12 protein-coding genes are annotated in these 19018 nt (G+C 48.7%); 9 read left to right on the forward strand and 3 right to left on the reverse strand.

Going from position 1 to position 19018, the window contains the following annotated elements; all coding sequences use genetic code 11:
- Positions 1–158: 158 nt before the first annotated feature.
- A complete protein-coding gene (locus tag E2I14_RS05955; RefSeq protein ID WP_133326423.1) occupies positions 159–884 on the reverse strand; it encodes an RNA pseudouridine synthase in 726 nt (241 codons plus the stop codon).
- 152 nt (positions 885–1036) lie between these two features.
- Here E2I14_RS05955 and E2I14_RS05960 point away from each other — a divergent pair, with 152 nt between their 5' ends.
- The 6 genes from E2I14_RS05960 (at position 1037) to hutI (ending at position 9336) form a co-directional block, all read left to right on the forward strand.
- Positions 1037–2470, forward strand: a complete 1434-nt coding sequence (locus tag E2I14_RS05960; RefSeq protein WP_133326425.1) for a metallophosphoesterase family protein — start codon at positions 1037–1039, stop codon at positions 2468–2470.
- A 159-nt stretch (positions 2471–2629) separates the two neighbouring features.
- Positions 2630–3049 carry a GNAT family N-acetyltransferase gene (locus E2I14_RS05965; RefSeq protein WP_133326427.1) on the forward strand — a complete coding sequence of 140 codons (420 nt, stop codon included), beginning with the start codon at positions 2630–2632 and terminating at the stop codon, positions 3047–3049.
- 995 nt (positions 3050–4044) lie between these two features.
- On the forward strand, positions 4045–5745 hold the full coding sequence (gene hutU / locus E2I14_RS05970; protein ID WP_133326429.1) for a urocanate hydratase: 1701 nt from the start codon (positions 4045–4047) through the stop codon (positions 5743–5745).
- Positions 5746–5962: 217 nt separating this feature from the next.
- Positions 5963–7501, forward strand: a complete 1539-nt coding sequence (gene hutH / locus E2I14_RS05975) for a histidine ammonia-lyase (RefSeq protein ID WP_133326431.1) — start codon at positions 5963–5965, stop codon at positions 7499–7501.
- A gap of 12 nt (positions 7502–7513) precedes the next feature.
- Entirely contained in the window at positions 7514–8095 is a 582-nt protein-coding gene (locus E2I14_RS05980; RefSeq protein WP_133326433.1) for a HutD/Ves family protein, read from the forward strand.
- A 2-nt stretch (positions 8096–8097) separates the two neighbouring features.
- Entirely contained in the window at positions 8098–9336 is a 1239-nt protein-coding gene (gene hutI, locus E2I14_RS05985; RefSeq protein WP_133326435.1) for an imidazolonepropionase, read from the forward strand.
- A 111-nt stretch (positions 9337–9447) separates the two neighbouring features.
- On the opposite strand, the gene parC is transcribed toward hutI, so the two are convergent.
- Positions 9448–11805, reverse strand: coding sequence for a DNA topoisomerase IV subunit A (gene parC, locus E2I14_RS05990; RefSeq protein ID WP_133326437.1), 2358 nt, complete (start codon positions 11803–11805; stop codon positions 9448–9450).
- A gap of 68 nt (positions 11806–11873) precedes the next feature.
- Complete coding sequence (locus E2I14_RS05995; RefSeq protein ID WP_133326439.1) at positions 11874–13844, reverse strand: DNA topoisomerase IV subunit B; 1971 nt, start codon at positions 13842–13844, stop codon at positions 11874–11876.
- A gap of 494 nt (positions 13845–14338) precedes the next feature.
- Here E2I14_RS05995 and E2I14_RS06000 point away from each other — a divergent pair, with 494 nt between their 5' ends.
- The 3 genes from E2I14_RS06000 (at position 14339) to E2I14_RS06010 (ending at position 18866) form a co-directional block, all read left to right on the forward strand.
- Positions 14339–15760 carry a glycoside-pentoside-hexuronide (GPH):cation symporter gene (locus E2I14_RS06000; RefSeq protein ID WP_133326441.1) on the forward strand — a complete coding sequence of 474 codons (1422 nt, stop codon included), beginning with the start codon at positions 14339–14341 and terminating at the stop codon, positions 15758–15760.
- Between the two features lie 74 nt (positions 15761–15834).
- The gene (locus E2I14_RS06005) at positions 15835–17472 is read left to right on the forward strand and encodes a glycoside hydrolase family 3 protein (RefSeq protein WP_133326443.1); all 1638 of its coding nucleotides are present in this window, start codon (positions 15835–15837) and stop codon (positions 17470–17472) included.
- Positions 17473–17528: 56 nt separating this feature from the next.
- Positions 17529–18866, forward strand: a complete 1338-nt coding sequence (locus E2I14_RS06010) for a carbohydrate porin (RefSeq protein WP_133326445.1) — start codon at positions 17529–17531, stop codon at positions 18864–18866.
- Positions 18867–19018: the final 152 nt, after the last annotated feature.

Below are 19018 nucleotides of genomic sequence, written 5' to 3' on the forward strand. Positions count from 1 at the left end.
AAAAAAACAGAAATCTAATGATATTTTGGAAGGTGTTGGATTTTGTTAAAAAAGATAATTTTTAACATTTACAAAAAGCTATCTATGATTACTCTGACTAGTAAAAATCGGTTAAAAACCCCTCAAAATACGCTAATACGCTTTAAGATTAAATGATCTTAGAACCGTTCATAGCCCAATAAATAGCGCCATTGACCCAGCGGCAAGCTCGATAACGGAATTCGTCCGACCCGCAAACGTTTCAAATTAACGATCGTCAAACCAACGCGTTGGCACAGTAAATTAATTTGCTCAAGCTGTATGCCTTTACCCGCAAAACGCAGTCGGGTTTCGTTTTGCCAGCTCACTTTTAATGCTGGCGCAAGCTTGCCGTTTAGCGTGATGGATTGGTTGAGTTGGGACATTAATTCGGCTGGATTAAGTGAGCAATTTTCACGATTGATTTCAGCCAAATATTCTTGCTCAATTTTGCTCGCGTCGTCGATTAATTTACGTTTGATTTTGAAATCCTGGCTAAAGATGACCAAGCCGCTGGCACTGGTTTCCAAGTTATTGGTCAACGCTAAACCCGATGTATGGCGCTTTAAAAATCGTAAGCCAGAGCGATTACCCGCAGCCATTGTCTCGGCAGTCAAGTTGTGCGCCAACCAATCGGCTTCGATGCCGGCCGGCTTGTGCCACAAAATAGTCACGTCCGTTAGTGGAGCTAAATTTGCCTTGGGCAGCAGCGCGATTTGGTGCGACTCATCAACCCGAAAACCGGGTTCTTCGACCACTTGCCCATCCACAGTGACCCAACCGCCCGCGATGTATTGTTCGGCTTCTTGGCGTGAACAAGGAACTTGCTCGGCAAGACGTTTAGCGAGTCGGATTGAATTTGACATGAAAAATAGGAGAGCGTGAGAAGAGCGCTATTGTAGCCGCCTAGTCTGGCAGTTGGCGAATAATGCCTGCATCAACACGTCAATTAGGTGGTAATTTCACCAGAGTGTCATATAAGACGAGTAAGATTTTGTGATAACTTTTTTTGGGGAATATGTTGAAAAAGCACTCTTTGCTATGTTGTCTCATCGCAGCCGTTGTCGCGCTAAGCGCCTGCCGTACCGCTCCATCGAATCCATCAGCAACCTCCAGCGCCGCTGTCGATGCAAACGCGGCTAATCAAATTCAAGCGGCCTTTGTCGTACTTGGTGAACAAGGTCAAGCGCAAGCGCGTGTCATTACTAGCGCATCTGCCTGCCCCGCGTTGACGCAAGACGGTGTAACAAGTGCCATGTCGATTCGCGCACTGCCAGCCACGATTGCACAACGCAAAACGCTAAGCAGTCCGACCGATTCGAAGCCGTCCGACTTCCCCGTGTTGACATGTGAGGCAACACTAAAAACAGGCGTTAAAGTCGCCAGCGTTGCTGGAAAAACGCTAGCCGTGCCTAAAGCGGTTCCGTTAAAAATTTTGGTGGTCGGTGATACCGGTTGTCGCATGAAATTGGCCGATAACTATTTTCAGTCTTGCTACGATTCCGATAAATGGGCCTTTGGCACGGTGGCTAAATCCGCCGCAACGTTTGCGCCCGATTTAGTCATTCATGTGGGCGATTATCAATACCGCGAAAACCCCTGTCCGGCTGGCAATGCCGCTTGTGCCGACAGCCCGTGGGGCTTTGGTTGGGACACTTGGAAAGCCGATTTCTTTGATCCTGCAGCACCCTTGTTGTCGGCTGCTCCTTGGGTATTAGCGCGCGGTAATCACGAATCCTGTGCGCGCGCTGGTCAAGGCTGGTGGCGCTTTATGGATCCACGTAGCCTACAAACGGGGCGCGATTGCAATGTTGAAGCCAATGATATGACCGGCGACTACAGCGATCCTTACGCGGTTCCGCTAGGTGCAGGTGCGCAGTTGATCGTGTTTGATTCAGCCAAAACAGCATCGAAACCCGTCGCCAAAACCGACCCTGTTTATGCGATTTATGCAGCGCAGTTCAAACAAGTTGACCGTTTAGCGGAGCAAGCGCCGTTTTCGATTTTCTTAGAGCACCATCCAATTTTGGGCTTCGCTCCAGAGAAAGCCAAAAACAGTAATGTTGAAGTAAAGTCCGGTAACGCCGCTCTGCAAAGCATTTTGCAAGACAGCCATCCACAACGTTTATTTGCACCAAATGTGCAGCTTTTGTTGGCGGGACATGTGCACTTGTTTGAAGCGATCACATTTGAAACCGACCACCCAATGCAAATCGTCAGCGGCAACGGCGGATCGTCGCCGGACGTTGATTTACCAACGCAGTTGTCACCACAAGCCACGCCGTTTAGCGGTGCGAAGGTTGCCCATTTCAACAGCACTAGCGAGAGCGGATTTATGACGATGGAACGCGCTTCGGTGACGGCGACCGATTGGGTAATGAAATCGTATGATCGGAATGGTAAGTTGATGACGACTTGTACTATTAGCCGCGGGAAGCAAGCGTGTAATTGATGGATTGAGTGGTTCTTGATGTATGGCGCTAACCGAGATTATTGGGTTAGCGCCATTTTTATTTGTGTTGGTGAGTTGGAACTCAGGTAAATTTTGTGATCTATAGAAGCGTTTTATTTTATGCGGATATTTGATTAATTTTATCTTTGAGTGTTGACGATGTTGATTAGAAAAATATTTCCTCAGGAGCTTGATTGGGCGAATGCCCAATATTCGACAATTAAGTTCAAATTATCGAGTGATGCTGATTTTGTAGCGCTTGCTGAATTGGATGGAATTAGGGTGGGGCTTGGGCGATTAACATTTGTTGACAGCACCATTGGCGAATTAGGCGGGATGTTTGTGTTGCCTGAATATCGAGGGCGAAAAATCGCTGAGAACATTGTTAGCTTCTTGTTGGAAAACTCTTCTTTTTCGTGTTTGTACTGTATTCCCTTTGCGCATCTTGAGCGCTTTTATGAGCAATTTGGATTCGTGAGGGTTTGCGAACCTGTGGTTGCTCCTGAGTCGGTGGTGGATAAGTTTTCTTGGTGTGCGGAGGCTTATGAATCTCCTGTTGTTCTTATGAAAAGGGGGTGAGGTTTGCTTTGGTTTTTTTTTGGGGGGGGAGGTTAGGTGTAGCAATGGGCCCCTGTATGGATTCAGTATTCGCCAGCATGCTAACGCCGTTAAGCAAGAGATAAGCATGGTTATCGAAACCCTTGCTGGAATTTAGATCACTGTATTTTTTAGTTCATCCTAGGATTAAAAAGTCGTTAGCAGCAGGGGGGTAAGTCAAAACCGAAATAACCGTTGTCAGCGCCAAATACTTTTATTCTTCTTGGACCATTAAAAAATCAGGTCTAAATCATCCGAGTTAGACAACGTAAGGTTTCCAATCAATGGTTTGTTTTGACGTTAATCCACTGTATTTCGGCCGGTTATTTTTTGAAAAAATGGATCAGGAAGTAGCGTTGTCTGAGCGAAGCGAGTTTCGCTACTTTCCCATTTTTTCAAAAAATAATCGGGGTTTCCGAAATACCGTGGTCGCCTTTTTTGGGTTCCCTTTTTTGGCGAGACAAAAAAGGGAACTAGCCGCCGGGCTACCCCCGGCCAGCAAAACTGCAAAAAATCGAATTGGTATTTTGGGATGGGCACCTAATTCATTATGTTTTTCAACTGCGCAAATGCAATCCCAATATTCGTGAGATAAAAAAGATAACTAACCGTCAGGCTAGCGCCCTACCAACCTCAACAAAAAATCAAAGTCACTACCTATTTCGGGATCGAACCAGATGGCGCCTACAACCGCAGCGCCGAAGTCGCCGATCAAAGCCTCGTGTTGCGCCGAAAAGAAACGAAATCTACAACTCAACAAACACAAATATCATCCCATTTTCTACCCACAGCGCGAATTCATATTTCTATTTACACAAGTAAAAACACACCATTCGCCTTCCTTATCTCTTTGATTTGCTTGAGTATTCCTACCCCTGGCGTATAGTAAATCCGGGATTACAAAAAAACCTTGCGCAAGTTGTATATACAAATTAAAATCTGAAAAAATCCCAACCACTTCCCATCAAAGGAATGCCATGAACAGCTTAAAAGATGATCCACGCTACGACGCAACTCGTGTAATTCGTGCTCCGCGCGGGGCTGAGAAGACCTGTAAGACGTGGGTTGCTGAGGCGGCCTATCGGATGATTCAGAATAATTTGGATGCCGAAGTGGCAGAAAATCCTAAGCATTTGGTGGTGTACGGCGGTATCGGTCGTGCGGCGCGTGATTGGGCTTGTTTTGATCAGATTTTGGCTAGCTTAAAAGAGTTGGGCGAAGAGGAGACTTTGTTAATTCAATCGGGTAAGCCAGTTGGCGTGTTTAAAACCCATTCCGATGCGCCGCGAGTGTTGATTGCAAACTCCAACTTGGTCCCGAAGTGGGCTAATTGGGAACACTTCAATGAACTCGACCGCAAAGGCTTGTTCATGTACGGTCAGATGACTGCGGGTAGCTGGATTTATATTGGTACACAAGGCATTGTTCAAGGCACGTTTGAAACCTTTGCCGAAGCGGGTCGCCAGCATTTTAACGGTGACTGGGCGGGTCGTTGGATTTTGACCGCCGGTTTAGGTGGTATGGGTGGCGCGCAACCATTGGCCGCGACGTTTGCGGGTGCGGTGTCGTTGAATATTGAATGCCAACAATCAAGTATCGATTTCCGTTTGCGCACACGTTATGTCGATAAACAAGCGCGTGACTTGGATCATGCGTTGGAATTGGTGAAAGAACATTGCGCTAAAAAAGAAGCAGTGTCGATTGCTCTCTTAGGCAACGCAGCAGAGCTTTTGCCAGAGTTGGTTAAGCGCGCTAAAGCGGGCGGAATTCGCCCAGATATGGTGACCGATCAAACCTCGGCCCACGATTTGATTAACGGTTATTTGCCGATCGGCTGGAGCGTTGAGCAATGGAAAGCCGCGCAACACGATGCGTCGCAGCACGCTAAGTTGACCGCTGACGCCGCCGCAGGTTGTGTGGCGCATGTGCAAGCAATGCTGGATTTCCATCAAATGGGAATTCCTACCGTTGATTACGGCAACAATATTCGCCAAGTCGCGTTTGATCATGGTTTGAAGAATGCCTTCGATTTCCCTGGGTTTGTGCCAGCCTACATTCGCCCGCTGTTCTGCGATGGCAAAGGCCCATTCCGTTGGGTGGCTTTGTCGGGCGATCCAGAAGATATTTACAAAACTGACGCGAAGATTAAAGAGCTGTTCCCAGAAAACAAAGGCGTGCATCGCTGGTTGGACATGGCGCGTGAACGTATTTCCTTCCAAGGTTTGCCGGCGCGCATTTGCTGGTTAGGTTTGGGTGAACGTCACATCGCTGGATTGGCATTTAATGAAATGGTCAAAAACGGCGAATTGAAAGCACCGGTTGTCATTGGCCGCGATCATTTGGACACCGGCTCGGTATCAAGTCCTAACCGCGAAACGGAAAGCATGAAAGACGGCACCGACGCGGTGTCCGACTGGCCGTTGCTCAATGCGTTATTGAATACAGCGGGCGGCGCTTCATGGGTCTCCTTGCATCATGGCGGCGGTGTTGGGATGGGCTATTCACAGCACTCCGGTATGGTGATTGTGGCCGATGGTACTGAGGCAGCGGCCAAGCGTTTGGCCCGTGTGTTGGTCAATGATTGTGGATCTGGAGTGATGCGACATGCGGATGCGGGGTATGAGGAGGCTGTGGCTTGTGCTAAGCGTAATAAACTTAATTTGCCGATGATTAAGTAAGGGCCTTTAATTTGCTGGTGGTTGATTGGCGCTAGCCACGGCCTGCAGACCTAAAAACATCAACAAAGATAATTGAAAGTCCACGCATCATTAGCAGCATAAGTAAGCGCTTCAAACCAAATTATTTGTAAGGCGGCCACATTCGCTTGTGTCCGCCTTTTATTAAAAAATAGCAGTCATCTAAATCCAGAAATTTAAGAAAACAAAGGAATTCATCATGGCGACATTCACCATCAAACCAGGCCAATTTACGTTAGCCGATTTACGTTCCGCTTGGCAGGCCAAGTCAACATTGGCGCTCGATCCAACGGCTTATGACGCCATTGACGCATCATCAGCAGCGATTGCGCGCATTGTCGCTAAAGGTGATGCGGCTTACGGGATCAACACGGGGTTCGGGAAACTAGCCAAGACTCGCATTCCTGATGATCAGTTGGAACTGTTGCAGCGTAATCTGATTTTGTCGCACTCGGTTGGCACTGGTGATTTGATCGCTGAAAATATCGTGCGTCTGATTTTGTTGATGAAGATCGGTAGTTTGTCGCGTGGCTTTTCGGGAATTCGTCGCTCGGTGATTGACGCCATGATTGCGGTGTATAACGCTGGCATTACGCCTTGCATTCCGGTCAAAGGTTCGGTTGGCGCATCGGGTGATTTATCGCCGTTGTCGCACATGACTTTAGCATTGTTGGGCGAGGGCGATGTGCTGGTTGGCGGTAAATTGGTCGCGGCTAAACAGGCATTAAACGATGCGGGCATTACGCCCGTTGTGTTGGCCGCAAAAGAAGGTTTGGCCTTGATTAACGGCACCCAGGTTTCCACTGCATTGGCCTTGAATGGCTTGTTTTTGGCAGAGCGTTTATTAGAAGCTGGCACCGTTTCTGGCGCGATGTCGGTTGATGCAGCTAAGGGTTCGGATGCGCCGTTTGATGCGCGGATACATGCCGTGCGCGGTCAGCCTGGACAGATCGCTACCGCTAATTTGTATCGCACATTATTGAGCGGCAGCGTGATTCGTCAATCGCATTTAGTCGATGATGAGCGTGTGCAAGATCCGTACTGCTTGCGTTGCCAACCGCAAGTTATGGGCGCTTGCTTAGATTTGATCAATAGCGCAGCGCGCACTTTGTTGATCGAAGCAAACGCGGTGACAGATAATCCATTGGTATTTATCGAAACCAATGAAGTGATCTCAGGCGGTAATTTCCACGCTGAGCCGGTCGCCTTTGCAGCCGATACGTTGGCCTTGGCGATTGCTGAAATTGGTTCGATTTCCGAGCGTCGCATCGCTTTATTGATCGATGCATCGAATTCTGGTTTGCCACCCTTCTTGGTGCCTTCATCGGGTTTAAATTCAGGCTTTATGATCGCGCATGTGACTGCGGCGGCCTTGGCGTCGGAAAACAAATCCTTGGCCCATCCGGCCTCAGTGGATAGCTTACCGACTTCGGCTAACCAAGAAGATCACGTCAGTATGGCGACCTTCGCTGGACGACGTTTGCATGACATGGCGCACAACACGGCGGTGATCGTTGGTATTGAATTGCTGGCAGCGGCGCAAGGTATCGACTTCCACGCACCATTAGTAACCTCGCCAAAATTGGCCGAATTACATCAACGTTTGCGTCAGCAAGTCAGCTTCTACGGCGAAGATCGTTTGTTTGCACCCGATATCGAAGCGGCGAAACAAATGGTGTTAAAGGGCGAATTAAGCAGCAACTGCCAAGACGTATTTAACGGTTTGTATTTAGCATAATCAGTCGCCGCGATGAAAAAGCTCACCCCCGACAACTACCGCAGCATGCCGTGGAAAAACGGCGCTGGTACGACGATTGAGATTGCTGCTTTTCCTGAAGGCGCAACGATTTCAGATTTCACTTGGCGCGTAAGCCGAGCGCAAGTTGTGGCGGACGGAAGCTTTTCGCATTTTGATGGAATTGATCGTTCCTTGGCTTTGTTGGACGGAAACGGTATGCGCTTGCTGGTTAATGGCCAAGCGCTGCTAGTCGATCAGTATCACAATATTGCCATTTTTGCGGGGGACGCGGAAACGTCGGCGCAGTTGTTGGATGGCCCGATTAGCGATTTCAATTTAATGACGCGGCGCTCGCTGTGCTCCCACAAATTGACGCACTGGGTTGGTCAAGCTGAACATAAATTACCCACCAATTCGGTGCTGTTGTATTGCGCCAAAGGTGCGGGAATGATCATCGGTAAAAGCGCGCACCATGAATTAATTGCCGACGAAGCGGTACAGTTTGTTTCCAATCAAGAGGGCGCGGAATTTACGCTGCACAGCAGGGCGGACAGTGTTTTTTATTGCGTACAAATCACCATGAATGAGCATTAACAATGCAAACAACTCAGTGGGATAGTCTTTGGATTAACGTGCATTTAGCCACCATGGCGCAACAGGGCGGTTATGGCGAATGCACAAACGGCGCTATCGCTATTAAGGATGGCGTAATTGCTTGGCTCGGTAAGCAAGCCGACCTACCTGAGCGCAGCGTTGATGCGGCCAATGTGTTTGACGGGCAAGGCGCTTGGTTGACGCCGGGCTTGATCGATTGCCATAGCCACATTGTGTATGGCGGTAACCGTAGCAATGAATTTGAAGATCGCCTAAACGGCGTGTCGTATGAGGAAATCGCCAAGCGCGGTGGCGGGATTGTTTCCACTGTCACGGCAACCCGTGCGGCCAGCGAAGCGCAATTGTTAGCCCAAAGCAGTGTGCGGGTTAAGCGCCTGTTGCAAGAAGGCGTAACCACTTTGGAATGCAAATCGGGCTACGGCTTAAATCTGGATACGGAAGCCAAGATTTTGCGCGTGGCGCGCCAGTTAGGAGAACATTTTCCGGTACGCATTAGCACCACGTTTTTAGGCGCCCATGCTTTGCCGCCTGAATACGCAGGTCAAGCAGACGCGTATATTGAGTTGGTCTGTGAGGTGATGTTGCCGGCTTTGGTTGAGCAAGGCTTGGTTGATGCGGTCGATGCGTTTTGCGAAAAAATAGGCTTTAGTGCCGCGCAAACGGAACGGGTTTTTCAAGCCGCTAAGCGTCATGGGTTGCCCGTAAAACTGCATGCCGAGCAATTATCCGATCAAGGTGGAGCTGCTTTAACAGCGCGCTACCAAGGTTTATCGGCGGATCATTTGGAATATTTATCCGATGACGGTATCGCAGCGATGGCTGAAGCGGGAACCGTAGCGGTGTTATTGCCGGGCGCGTATTACTTTTTGCGCGAAACCAAATTGCCGCCCTTAGCCGGACTGCGCGCAGCGGGAGTGCCGATTGCGATTTCTACGGACTGTAATCCGGGTACCTCGCCCATGACGTCGATTTTATTGGCGATGAATATGGCTTGCACGTTATTCAAAATGACGCCACTCGAAGCCTTGCAAGGCACGACCTGCAAGGCTGCAAAAGCATTAGGCTTGTCGCATTCGGTGGGGCAGTTAGCGCTCGGAATGCAAGCAGATTTCGCGCTTTGGCAAGTTGATCGACCCGCGGATTTATCCTACGCAATTGGAGCGAATCCTTGTTCTGGCGTGGTGTTTGGTGGGAAGCTAGTTGCATCAAACCGTTATTGATTTTGCTGATGGATTGACCAATCTGTAGGGCGCTCGATAAAGCGCCGCGGCAAAGAAAAAGGAGCTTGATTCCAAATCAAGCTCCTTTAATTTTTACTGCTCTTGCTTCGATCAATTGGCGCGCAAACTGACCGGTTTCAATTTAGATTCCAACGCCTTACCTTTACGCGCACGTTTGTTGATATGCGGCGCAAGATTGCTTGCTGATAAGCTGACTTCCTGCGGCTTGGCGGCGCGTCCTATACCGGACACTGTTACGCCTTTTTGTGAAATTGCTTGCACAGCGATTAATTTTTCGCCTTTTTCCAATTCCATCAAAATCACGCCTTTACCGCCGCTGGCTAAATGTTTGCATTCGGTCAAACCAAATACCAGCAATCGACCTTTTTCCGACAAACAAGCAACCGCGCTGCTATCCGGAGCGACTTTACTTGGCGCGATTAATTCATCGCCTTCATCAAAGTTGATAAACGATTTGCCGGCTTTCATGCGACCAACCATATCACCCACGGCGGCAGTGAAGCCCATGCCGTTTTGGCTGGCTAATAACAGGACCGTTGCAGCGTCGCCAGCAAAGTAATGCAGAATTCGGCTACCGCTGGCGAGGTCAATCAAACTGGTAATCGGTGCGCCGTCGCCACGCGCGCCGGGCAGGGAGGCAACTGGTACGGAGTACACGCGCCCGTTGGAGCCGAAGGCCAATAAATTATCGACGCTGCGGCATTCAAACGTGCCATGCATCGCGTCACCGGCTTTGAAGGCAAACTGCGCTGGATCGTGGCCGTGACCAGTTCGGGCGCGTAACCAGCCTTTTTGCGAAATGACGACAGTGATTGGTTCGTCGATGACTTTTTGCTCGATCGCAGCGCGCTCAGCGACTTCGATTAAAGTGCGGCGCGCATCGCCAAATTGCTTTTGATCGGCTTCGATTTCTTTGATGATTTTGCGTTTCATCGAGGAAGGGTTTTCGAGCAAATCTTTTAAGCCAGCCTGCTCGGTGCGCAATGCCGCCAATTCTTGCTCAATCTTGATCGCTTCTAAACGAGCTAATTGGCGCAAACGGATTTCTAAAATATCTTCAGCCTGACGATCCGATAAGCTAAACGCTTCAATCAGCGCAGGTTTCGGTTCGTCCGATTCGCGGATGATGCGGATGACTTCATCAATATTCAACAAGACCGCAATCCGACCTTCCAGAATATGAATCCGATCTTCGACTTTTTTGAGCTTGAACTCGGAGCGGCGAGTGACGGTAGTAAAGCGGAAGCTAATCCATTCAGAAAGAATCTCGATCAAGCCTTTTTGGCGCGGGCGACCATCGCCACCGATCATCACCAAGTTCATCGACGCATTGGTTTCCAGCGAAGTATGCGAGAGCAAAATCTGCATTAACTCGGCGCTGCTTTGATTTTTTGATTTGGGTTCAAACACCAAGCGCACCGGCGCATCTTTGCCCGATTCATCGCGGATGGTATCGAGCACACCCAACATCAATTGCTTGAGATTTTGCTGTTCTGGCGTGAGCGTTTTCTTACCTAATTTGATTTTAGGATTGGTGCATTCTTCGATTTCTTCCAGAATTTTTTGGCTTGATGTTCCGGGTGGCAACTCGGTAATGATCACTTGCCACTGGCCGCGCGCTAACTCTTCAATCTTCCAACGCGCGCGCACTTTTAAGCTGCCGCGTCCCGTTTGGTAAATCTCTGAAATAGTCGATGCTGGACTAATAATTTGCCCACCGCCCGGGAAGTCTGGGCCTGGAACGATCTCCATGACTTCTGCATGGGATAACGAAGGATTCTTGATTAACGCAATCGCCGCTTGCGCGATTTCGGTCAAATTATGGGAAGGAATTTCGGTCGCTAAACCAACCGCAATACCGGACGCGCCATTCAATAACACCATAGGCAAACGGGCTGGCAGCAAGCGCGGTTCATCGCTGGAACCATCGTAGTTAGGTTGGAAATCAACCGTACCCAGATCAATTTCATCCATCAACAAGCCGGCAATCGGCGTCAACCGCGCTTCGGTATACCGCATCGCTGCCGCGCCGTCGCCATCGCGTGAGCCGAAGTTACCTTGGCCGTCGATTAATGGGTAGCGCAGCGAGAAATCTTGCGTCATACGCACCAGCGCGTCGTAGACCGATTGATCGCCGTGCGGGTGCAATTTACCGAGCACTTCACCGACGACTAACGCGGATTTGCGCGGCTTGGCTGTGGCGGTCAAGCCTAATTCATTCATCGCGTACAAAATGCGGCGCTGCACTGGTTTTTGACCATCGCACACATCGGGCAAGGCGCGGCCTTTGACCACAGAAATGGCGTAATCCAAGTAAGCGCGTTCAGCAAAACTAGCGAGCGTAATCGTTTCGCCGTCAGAAGGCGGTACCGGTGGAGCGGCAACCGCAACGGGTGGTGTTGGAGGTTTGCCGCCGTCGTCGCTAAATAAATCGGTTTGTACTGGCATGGTTTCTAATAAATTTATAAGGTTGACTAATGAGTGATGATCAAATCGAGATACCTAACCAGAGGCGGTTAAATATCGGCCTCAACTTCATTACCGTGTTCTTCAATCCACGAGCGCCGTGCTGCAGCCTCGCCTTTGCCCATGAGCATGGTGAATCGTTCTTCGGAGCCGAGTTGATCGACTTCGCCGAGCGCTACTGGCAACAAGCGGCGGGTATCGGGATTCATCGTGGTTTCCCATAACTGCTCTGCATTCATTTCACCCAGACCCTTGAATCGGGCAATGCTCCAGCTTCCGTCTTTGGCACCTTCTTTGCGCAGCTTGTCTTCAATCGCGGTCAATTCACCGGCATCTAAGGCATAGATTTTTTGCGCTAATTTTTTGCCGCGCGGCGGAGCATCTACACGGAACAGCGGAGGACGGGCGATGCAGATGTGACCGGTTTCGATCAGTTTGGGGAAATGCTTGAAGAACAAAGTCAGCAGCAAAACTTGAATGTGCGAGCCATCCACGTCCGCATCTGACAAGATGCAAATTTTGCCGTAGCGCAGTCCAGATAAATCGGGCGAATCGTTTAAGCTGTGCGGATCAACGCCGATTGCTACAGCGATATCGTGAATTTCATTATTGGCAAATAAACGATCACGGTCGGTTTCCCACGTGTTGAGGACTTTACCGCGCAGGGGCAGAATCGCTTGGAATTCTTTATCGCGCCCCATTTTAGCTGAGCCGCCGGCAGAATCACCTTCGACCAAAAACAGCTCATTGCGGCTGATATCGTTCGATTCGCAATCGGTTAATTTGCCGGGTAACACCGCCACGCCGGAGGATTTTTTCTTCTCAACTTTTTGGGCTGAACGCAAACGCGATTGCGCTTGTTTGATGACCAATTCCGCCAGTTTTTTGCCGTAATCAACGTGTTGATTGAGCCATAATTCCAACGGCGATTTGCTTAAAGTGGAGACCAAACGCACCGCATCGCGTGAATTTAGCCGTTCTTTAATTTGACCCTGGAATTGCGGATCTAGCACTTTGGCTGACAACACAAACGAAGCGCGGGCGAACACGTCTTCAGGTAATAATTTGACGCCTTTTGGTAGCAGCGCGTGCAGTTCGACAAAGTTTTTGATTGCGCCAAACAAGCCATCGCGCAAACCGGATTCGTGCGTTCCGCCAGCAGGAGTAGGAATCAGATTGACATACGATTCGCGCACCACATTACCTTCTTCGCACCACGCTACCACCCACGCTGCGCCTTCACCTTCGGCGAAGCCATCGGATTCCGCGCTGGCGTATTGCGCGCCTTCAAATAAAGGAATGAGTGTTTCGCTAGTGAGTGATTCGGTTAAATAGCCGCGCAAACCTTGGTCGTATTGCCATTCCAAGGTTTCTTTAGGTGCGTGCAGTGTGACTTTAACGCCGGGCAGTAGCACCGCTTTGGAGCGCAGCAAACGTTGCAATTCGCTTTGCGCCAGATTCGGTGAATCGAAATATTTCGGGTTAGGCCAAATGGTGACGCGGGTACCGGATTTTTTGTCGCCACGCGCTTGCGGTTGCGATACCAGTGGAACAACCACATCGCCGTCGGCAAATGTTAATGTGTGAATTCCACCATCGCGCCACACGGTGATTTCTAATTTGCTCGATAACGCATTGGTTACCGACACGCCCACGCCATGCAAACCGCCGGAAAAGGAATACGCGCCGCCTGAGCCTTTATCAAATTTACCGCCCGCATGTAGGCGGGTGAAGACGATTTCCACGGTCGGCACTTGTTCTTCTGGATGCAAGCCCACGGGAATCCCGCGACCATCGTCTTCCACCGTGACGCTGCCGTCAGGATTTTGCGTGACGATGATGTGTTTGCAATAGCCGCCCAAGGCTTCATCGGAAGCATTGTCGATAACCTCTTGAATGATGTGCAGTGGGTTTTCGGTGCGGGTGTACATCCCCGGTCGTTGTTTGACTGGTTCCAATCCTTTTAATACGCGTATGGATGATTCGCTATAAGTGGCAGGTGCAGGTTTTTTAGTCGACATGCGGAGGTGATGGAATATTGGAAAAAAGCAAGTTAATGGGAATTTAGAGGCGCTAGTATAGCAGGGCACAACTGAAATGCACTGTGTTTTTATACAGCTTGTTGCGTTCAATCAGCATAGGCAATTCAGTTTGCGCCGCTAGTTGTTTGGTTGAATACCATTTTTACTTCTGTTTTAGTTAAGAATCGCTTGATCTAGAAAATTTTATTAATTTTTAAGCATTAATTTCATTAGATTTTTATTGCTTTCAATAATCATATCTGAAGCTTACTGCGAAATTGTGACGGATTTGGTTTATTAAATAGCGAATTTAATTTTTTGTAGGCAACAAATTAGTCAGTTTTTGTTAACTTTGTTGAGATTACTAATTTACTTTTTGTAAATTTTATGTTGAGGAAATAAAAAAACGCCAGTATGATCGGTCTCAAATGATATTTAAATGACATGTAAATTTATTACATTTCTTCAACTAACTCACTTGAGACGAGACAACGATGGCACTTTCATTACGCGAAAAAATTTGCTACGGACTGGGCGACGCGGGTTGTAACTTGGTGTTTACAACCATTTTGAGCTTCATGATGTTCTTCTACACCGATATTTTTAAGATTCCAGCAGCTCAAGTCGGGCTGCTTTTTTTATTTTCGCGTGTGTTGGATGGTTTTTTTGATTTCTCCATGGGGGCGATTGCCGATCGGACGCGCAGCCGCTTTGGTAGTTTTCGGCCGTATATTTTATGGATGGCGCTGCCGTTCACGATTTTTTTCATCTTAGCGTTCTCAACGCCCGACCTCAGTGAGCGCGGACGAATCATTTATGCCTGGATCACCTATAACGCCTTAATGATTGCTTATACCGCGATCAATATTCCGTACTCGGCCTTGTCGGGCGTGATGACCGATGATCCGAAGGAGCGCAACGATTTAGCGTCGTTCCGGATCGCCTTATCCCAAGTCGGTGCCTTAATTATTAATGGCTGCACTTTGCCGCTGGTGAATTTTTTCGCCAATGGCGACTTGGCGCAGGGTTATCAAATGGCGGTCATTATTTTTGCTACCTTGGCCTTCGTGATGTTCATGGTCACGTTCTTAAACACCCGGGAGCGTATCGCACCTTTACCGCAGCAAAAATCCACCATCGTGCAAGACGTCTTATTGTTGTTTAAAAGCGGGCCGTGGTGCGTGATGACGTTCGCGTCGATTTTTATGTTCGTGGCCTTGATTCTTCGCATCGGTTCGGTTTTGTACTATTTCAAATATGTCGTCACACCAGATGCTATTCAAAATAATTCTATCCTGGCCGCGTTGGGCTGGTCTGGATGGGACGGTAATGGATTGGCGACCTTGTTTATGGCGGGTGGCAGCATTGCCGGCATTTTGGGCGGTGCTTCGGCATCTTTTTTTGCGCAACATGTTGGCAAATTAAATAGCTTTATTTTCAGCCTGCTATTGAGTTGCGTTGTGATGGTCTTGTTTTACTTCACGCCAGTTACCCGTTTGGAACTGCTATTCCTTGAACACCTCGTTGTGACGGGAATTACCTTCGTCGCTGCCGCCTTGTATTTCTCGATGTTGGCGGACGTGGCTGATTATGGTGAATGGAAGTTTGAAGTACGCATGACCGGTTTGATCTTCGCCAGCGGTACATGCTCGGCCAAAATCGGCATGGGAATTGGTGGCGCTCTCTCGGGTTGGTTGCTCGGCTATTTCGGCTACGTGGCCAACCAAGTGCAAACGGCCCAAGCGGCTCACGGTATTACGATGATGCTAAGCATTTTCCCTGCGTTGATTCTGCTTTGCATTGCTGCCTTATTGTTTTTTACCTACAAACTCGACGCTGCGATGCTGGCCCAAATTAAGCAAGGTTTGCAGCAACGTCGCCAAGCGTCTTCTTCTGAAGTTTCGCACACAGTTTGATCTTCGTACTTTGTTTTTCCCTCGTGGTTATTCCCTTTGTTTGTACCTCACATATTTCAATTTAAAGGAACCTTATGAACAATTCCGCACTGATTAAGTCGTTTGCGCTAGCCCCATTCAATTTAAATGAACAGCGTTTGCAATGGGTGCAAAGCACGTTTGATACGCTCAATAATGACGAAAAAATCGGCCAAACTTTGCTGCCGCTGGTTTTGGATTTAGATCAAGATGACTTGGACGCAGCATTAAAAATTCCGGTCGGTGGTGTATTTCGAATCCACAACGGACCGCTCGATTCATTGCAACGCTCAGCCCAGTATTTGCAGTCGCACAGTAAATTGCCGTTGTTGATGGCAGGCGATTTGGAGTACGTGGAAAACGGTGCCATCGGACATGGCACGATGTTGACTAATCAGTTGACGATCGCAGCGACTGGAAGTACTCAAGCCGCTGCCGATGCGGCTCGTATTGCAGCAATTGAAGGTCGCAATGCGGGATATAACTGGTCGTACAGTCCCATCGTTGATATCAGTATTAATCCACGCAATCCCATCGTCTGCACACGCTCGTTCGGTAGCTACCCAGAGCAAATCGCTGACCTGGGCGCAGCCTATATTCAAGCGATGCAAGAAAACGGCATGGCCGCTTGCGCAAAGCATTGGCCGGGTGATGGCATGGACGACAAAGACCAGCACTTATCCTTGAGTGAAAACTCACTCTCGTTCGAGCGCTGGAAACAAACCTACGGCATGATTTACCAGCGCATGATTGATGCCGGCGTACAAACAATTATGAGCGCCCACATTAATCTGCCAAGCTACGATGCCAGCGGCGCGCCTGCGAGTTTATCGGCGCGATTAAATCTTGATTTGCTGCGCGATCAACTTGGGTTCGCTGGGTTAATCGTCTCTGACGCATCCATGATGGCGGGCATGACCTCGCAAGCTGATCGTGCTCAATTGGTGGCCGATTGTATTGAAAACGGATGCGACATTTTATTGTTCCCCGAAGACATCGAAGGCGATTTTAATCATTTAAAAAATGCCTTAAACAGCGGGCGCTTAAGTCAACAGCGTTTAGATGAATCGGTGTTGCGTATTCTTGCCTTGAAGGCGTCGTTAGGTTTAGCTGAAGCACGCTTCCAACCCGTACCGTTTGATGCGCAAGCGCATGCAAAAACTGCGCGGGATATTGCACAAAGCTGCGTTACTTTGTTGCGTGATAACGCACAACTTCTGCCCATTTCTCCCGCTAAACATCAGCGCGTTTTGTTAATCGAACCGCAAAAGCGCGAGTCGATTTTAGGCACTAAAGAAAAACTTCAATTTGAAGAACTACTGCAAGCGCAAGGTTTTTCAGTCACCACATTAACTGCCGGTTTAGCGATTAATTCGGATCTCTTTGATTTGGTCGTTATCGTTACCGCCGATGAAGCGGCGTTCTGTAAAGGGTTTATCGGGATTAATTGGCAAAACTTGCAGCCCGGTTTATTCCACGTAATGCAGCGCTTCTGGCATCTCATCCCGACAGTGTTTGTGTCGCTCGGCAATCCTTATCAAGTCCACGAAATCGAGCAATGTCAGACGGTTATTTTTGGCTACTGCCCAAGTTTGCCAATTCAAGAAGCGGTGGTGCAAGCGATGGTCGGTAAAACACCATTCTTGGGCCAAAACCCCGTGCGCCTCGACATTAAACCCAGAATTGATTTCTGAGATTCCCATAACAAGAAACAGCCTTGAAGCTGTTCATTTCGATTCGGAGACAAAGCATGAAAAAGGGTGTATTTGGCGTTGGCACAATCGCGAGCGCGTTGATGTTTAGTGCAAGCGGTTACGCCTTCGCTGGAATTTTGCCAGACGAAAAATCGCTATTCCAAGAGGCAGCCGATTGGCGCCACAGCATGAGCGATAAAGGGTATCAAATGGAGGCTGGTTATGTGAACCAAGCCGCCCATTTGGTGGATGGTGGTTATAGCGGCGAGCATCCTACCAAATTCATTGATCAGTTTCATTTCAAATTTAATGTTGATTTAGCCAAGATAGCCGGCATTGAAGATGCGGTTTTTGAGGCTTTATTCGTCAATCGTAATCACGACGAAAACTTAAGTAATAGCGACATTTATGACCCGGGCGCACCGCGCCTGAATTCAACCCAAGAAAGTCACGGACGCGGATCGATTTGGCGATTAGGTTTGTTTTCTTACCGCCAGTCTTTCCTCGATAAAAAACTAAAAATTCGCGCTGGATTAATTAATAAAGTCTGGGACTTTGATAACGCAACGCCGTGCGATTTTCAAAGCTCATTGCTATGCGCAGGTAAGTCCGGCAGATCGGCGATTTGGTACAACTGGAATGTGGCGCAGTGGGGCGTCAGTGCGCAGTATCAGCTCTCACCCCAATGGATTATTAAAACTGGTCTGTACGATCAAAACCCCAGTCGGCAAGAGCGCAGCCAAGCATTTTCCTTCTCTACTTCTGGTAGCCAAGGAATTATCGTACCGCTAGAGCTGGAATATCGACCAACCTTTGCCAATGGCAAGCTGCATGGCATTTATGAGATCGGCACGACTTACAGCAACGCCGATAGCAAAGATGTGTATTTAGCCTCCAACGATCAACCACACGCTTTGTTCCCGCAGTTGGATTACAAGATTCATCACGATCAGCAATATATCTATTGGAACTTCACCCAGCAGATTAGTCAGAAAGGCGCGAGCGCCAACGACGGAATGCATCTATTTTTTACCGGTGGCATAGGCGGACGGACTAAGCACGTCAAAGCAAACATGTCGGCTGGATTGCGCTATCCAGGGATTCTCTCGCAACGTCCTAAGGACTCATTTGGTATTGGCGTTTCCTATTCTCGGCTCAATAAAGACTATGTCAGTAATGCCCATTTAATGAATCAAGTGAACGCTGGCATTGAAGGATTTTCGCCTTTGCCGATACGCGATTCGGTCGAGATGGTGAGCGAAGTTTATTACAACGTGCAGGTAACGCCAGCGATCAGCATTCAACCGGGATTGCAATATTGGCGCAAGCCAGCTGGCCTTGCGGAGACACCGAATGCGGTGGTGCTCGGACTAAAAATGATGGCGCTGTTTTAAAAGGAAATTTTAATTTAAAGCAGATTCTACGAAACAGTTCCTTAAAGGTTGAAGCTGGAAAGGATACAGCGTCACATCCATCGCGATGTTAAAGGCGGTATCGCGTCGCAAACCGAAGTAATAGAGAGCAGTGGTTGAGATAAGCATTAGTA

The organism is Sapientia aquatica (assembly GCF_004358105.1).
Lineage (GTDB): Bacteria > Pseudomonadota > Gammaproteobacteria > Burkholderiales > Burkholderiaceae_D > Solimicrobium > Solimicrobium aquaticum.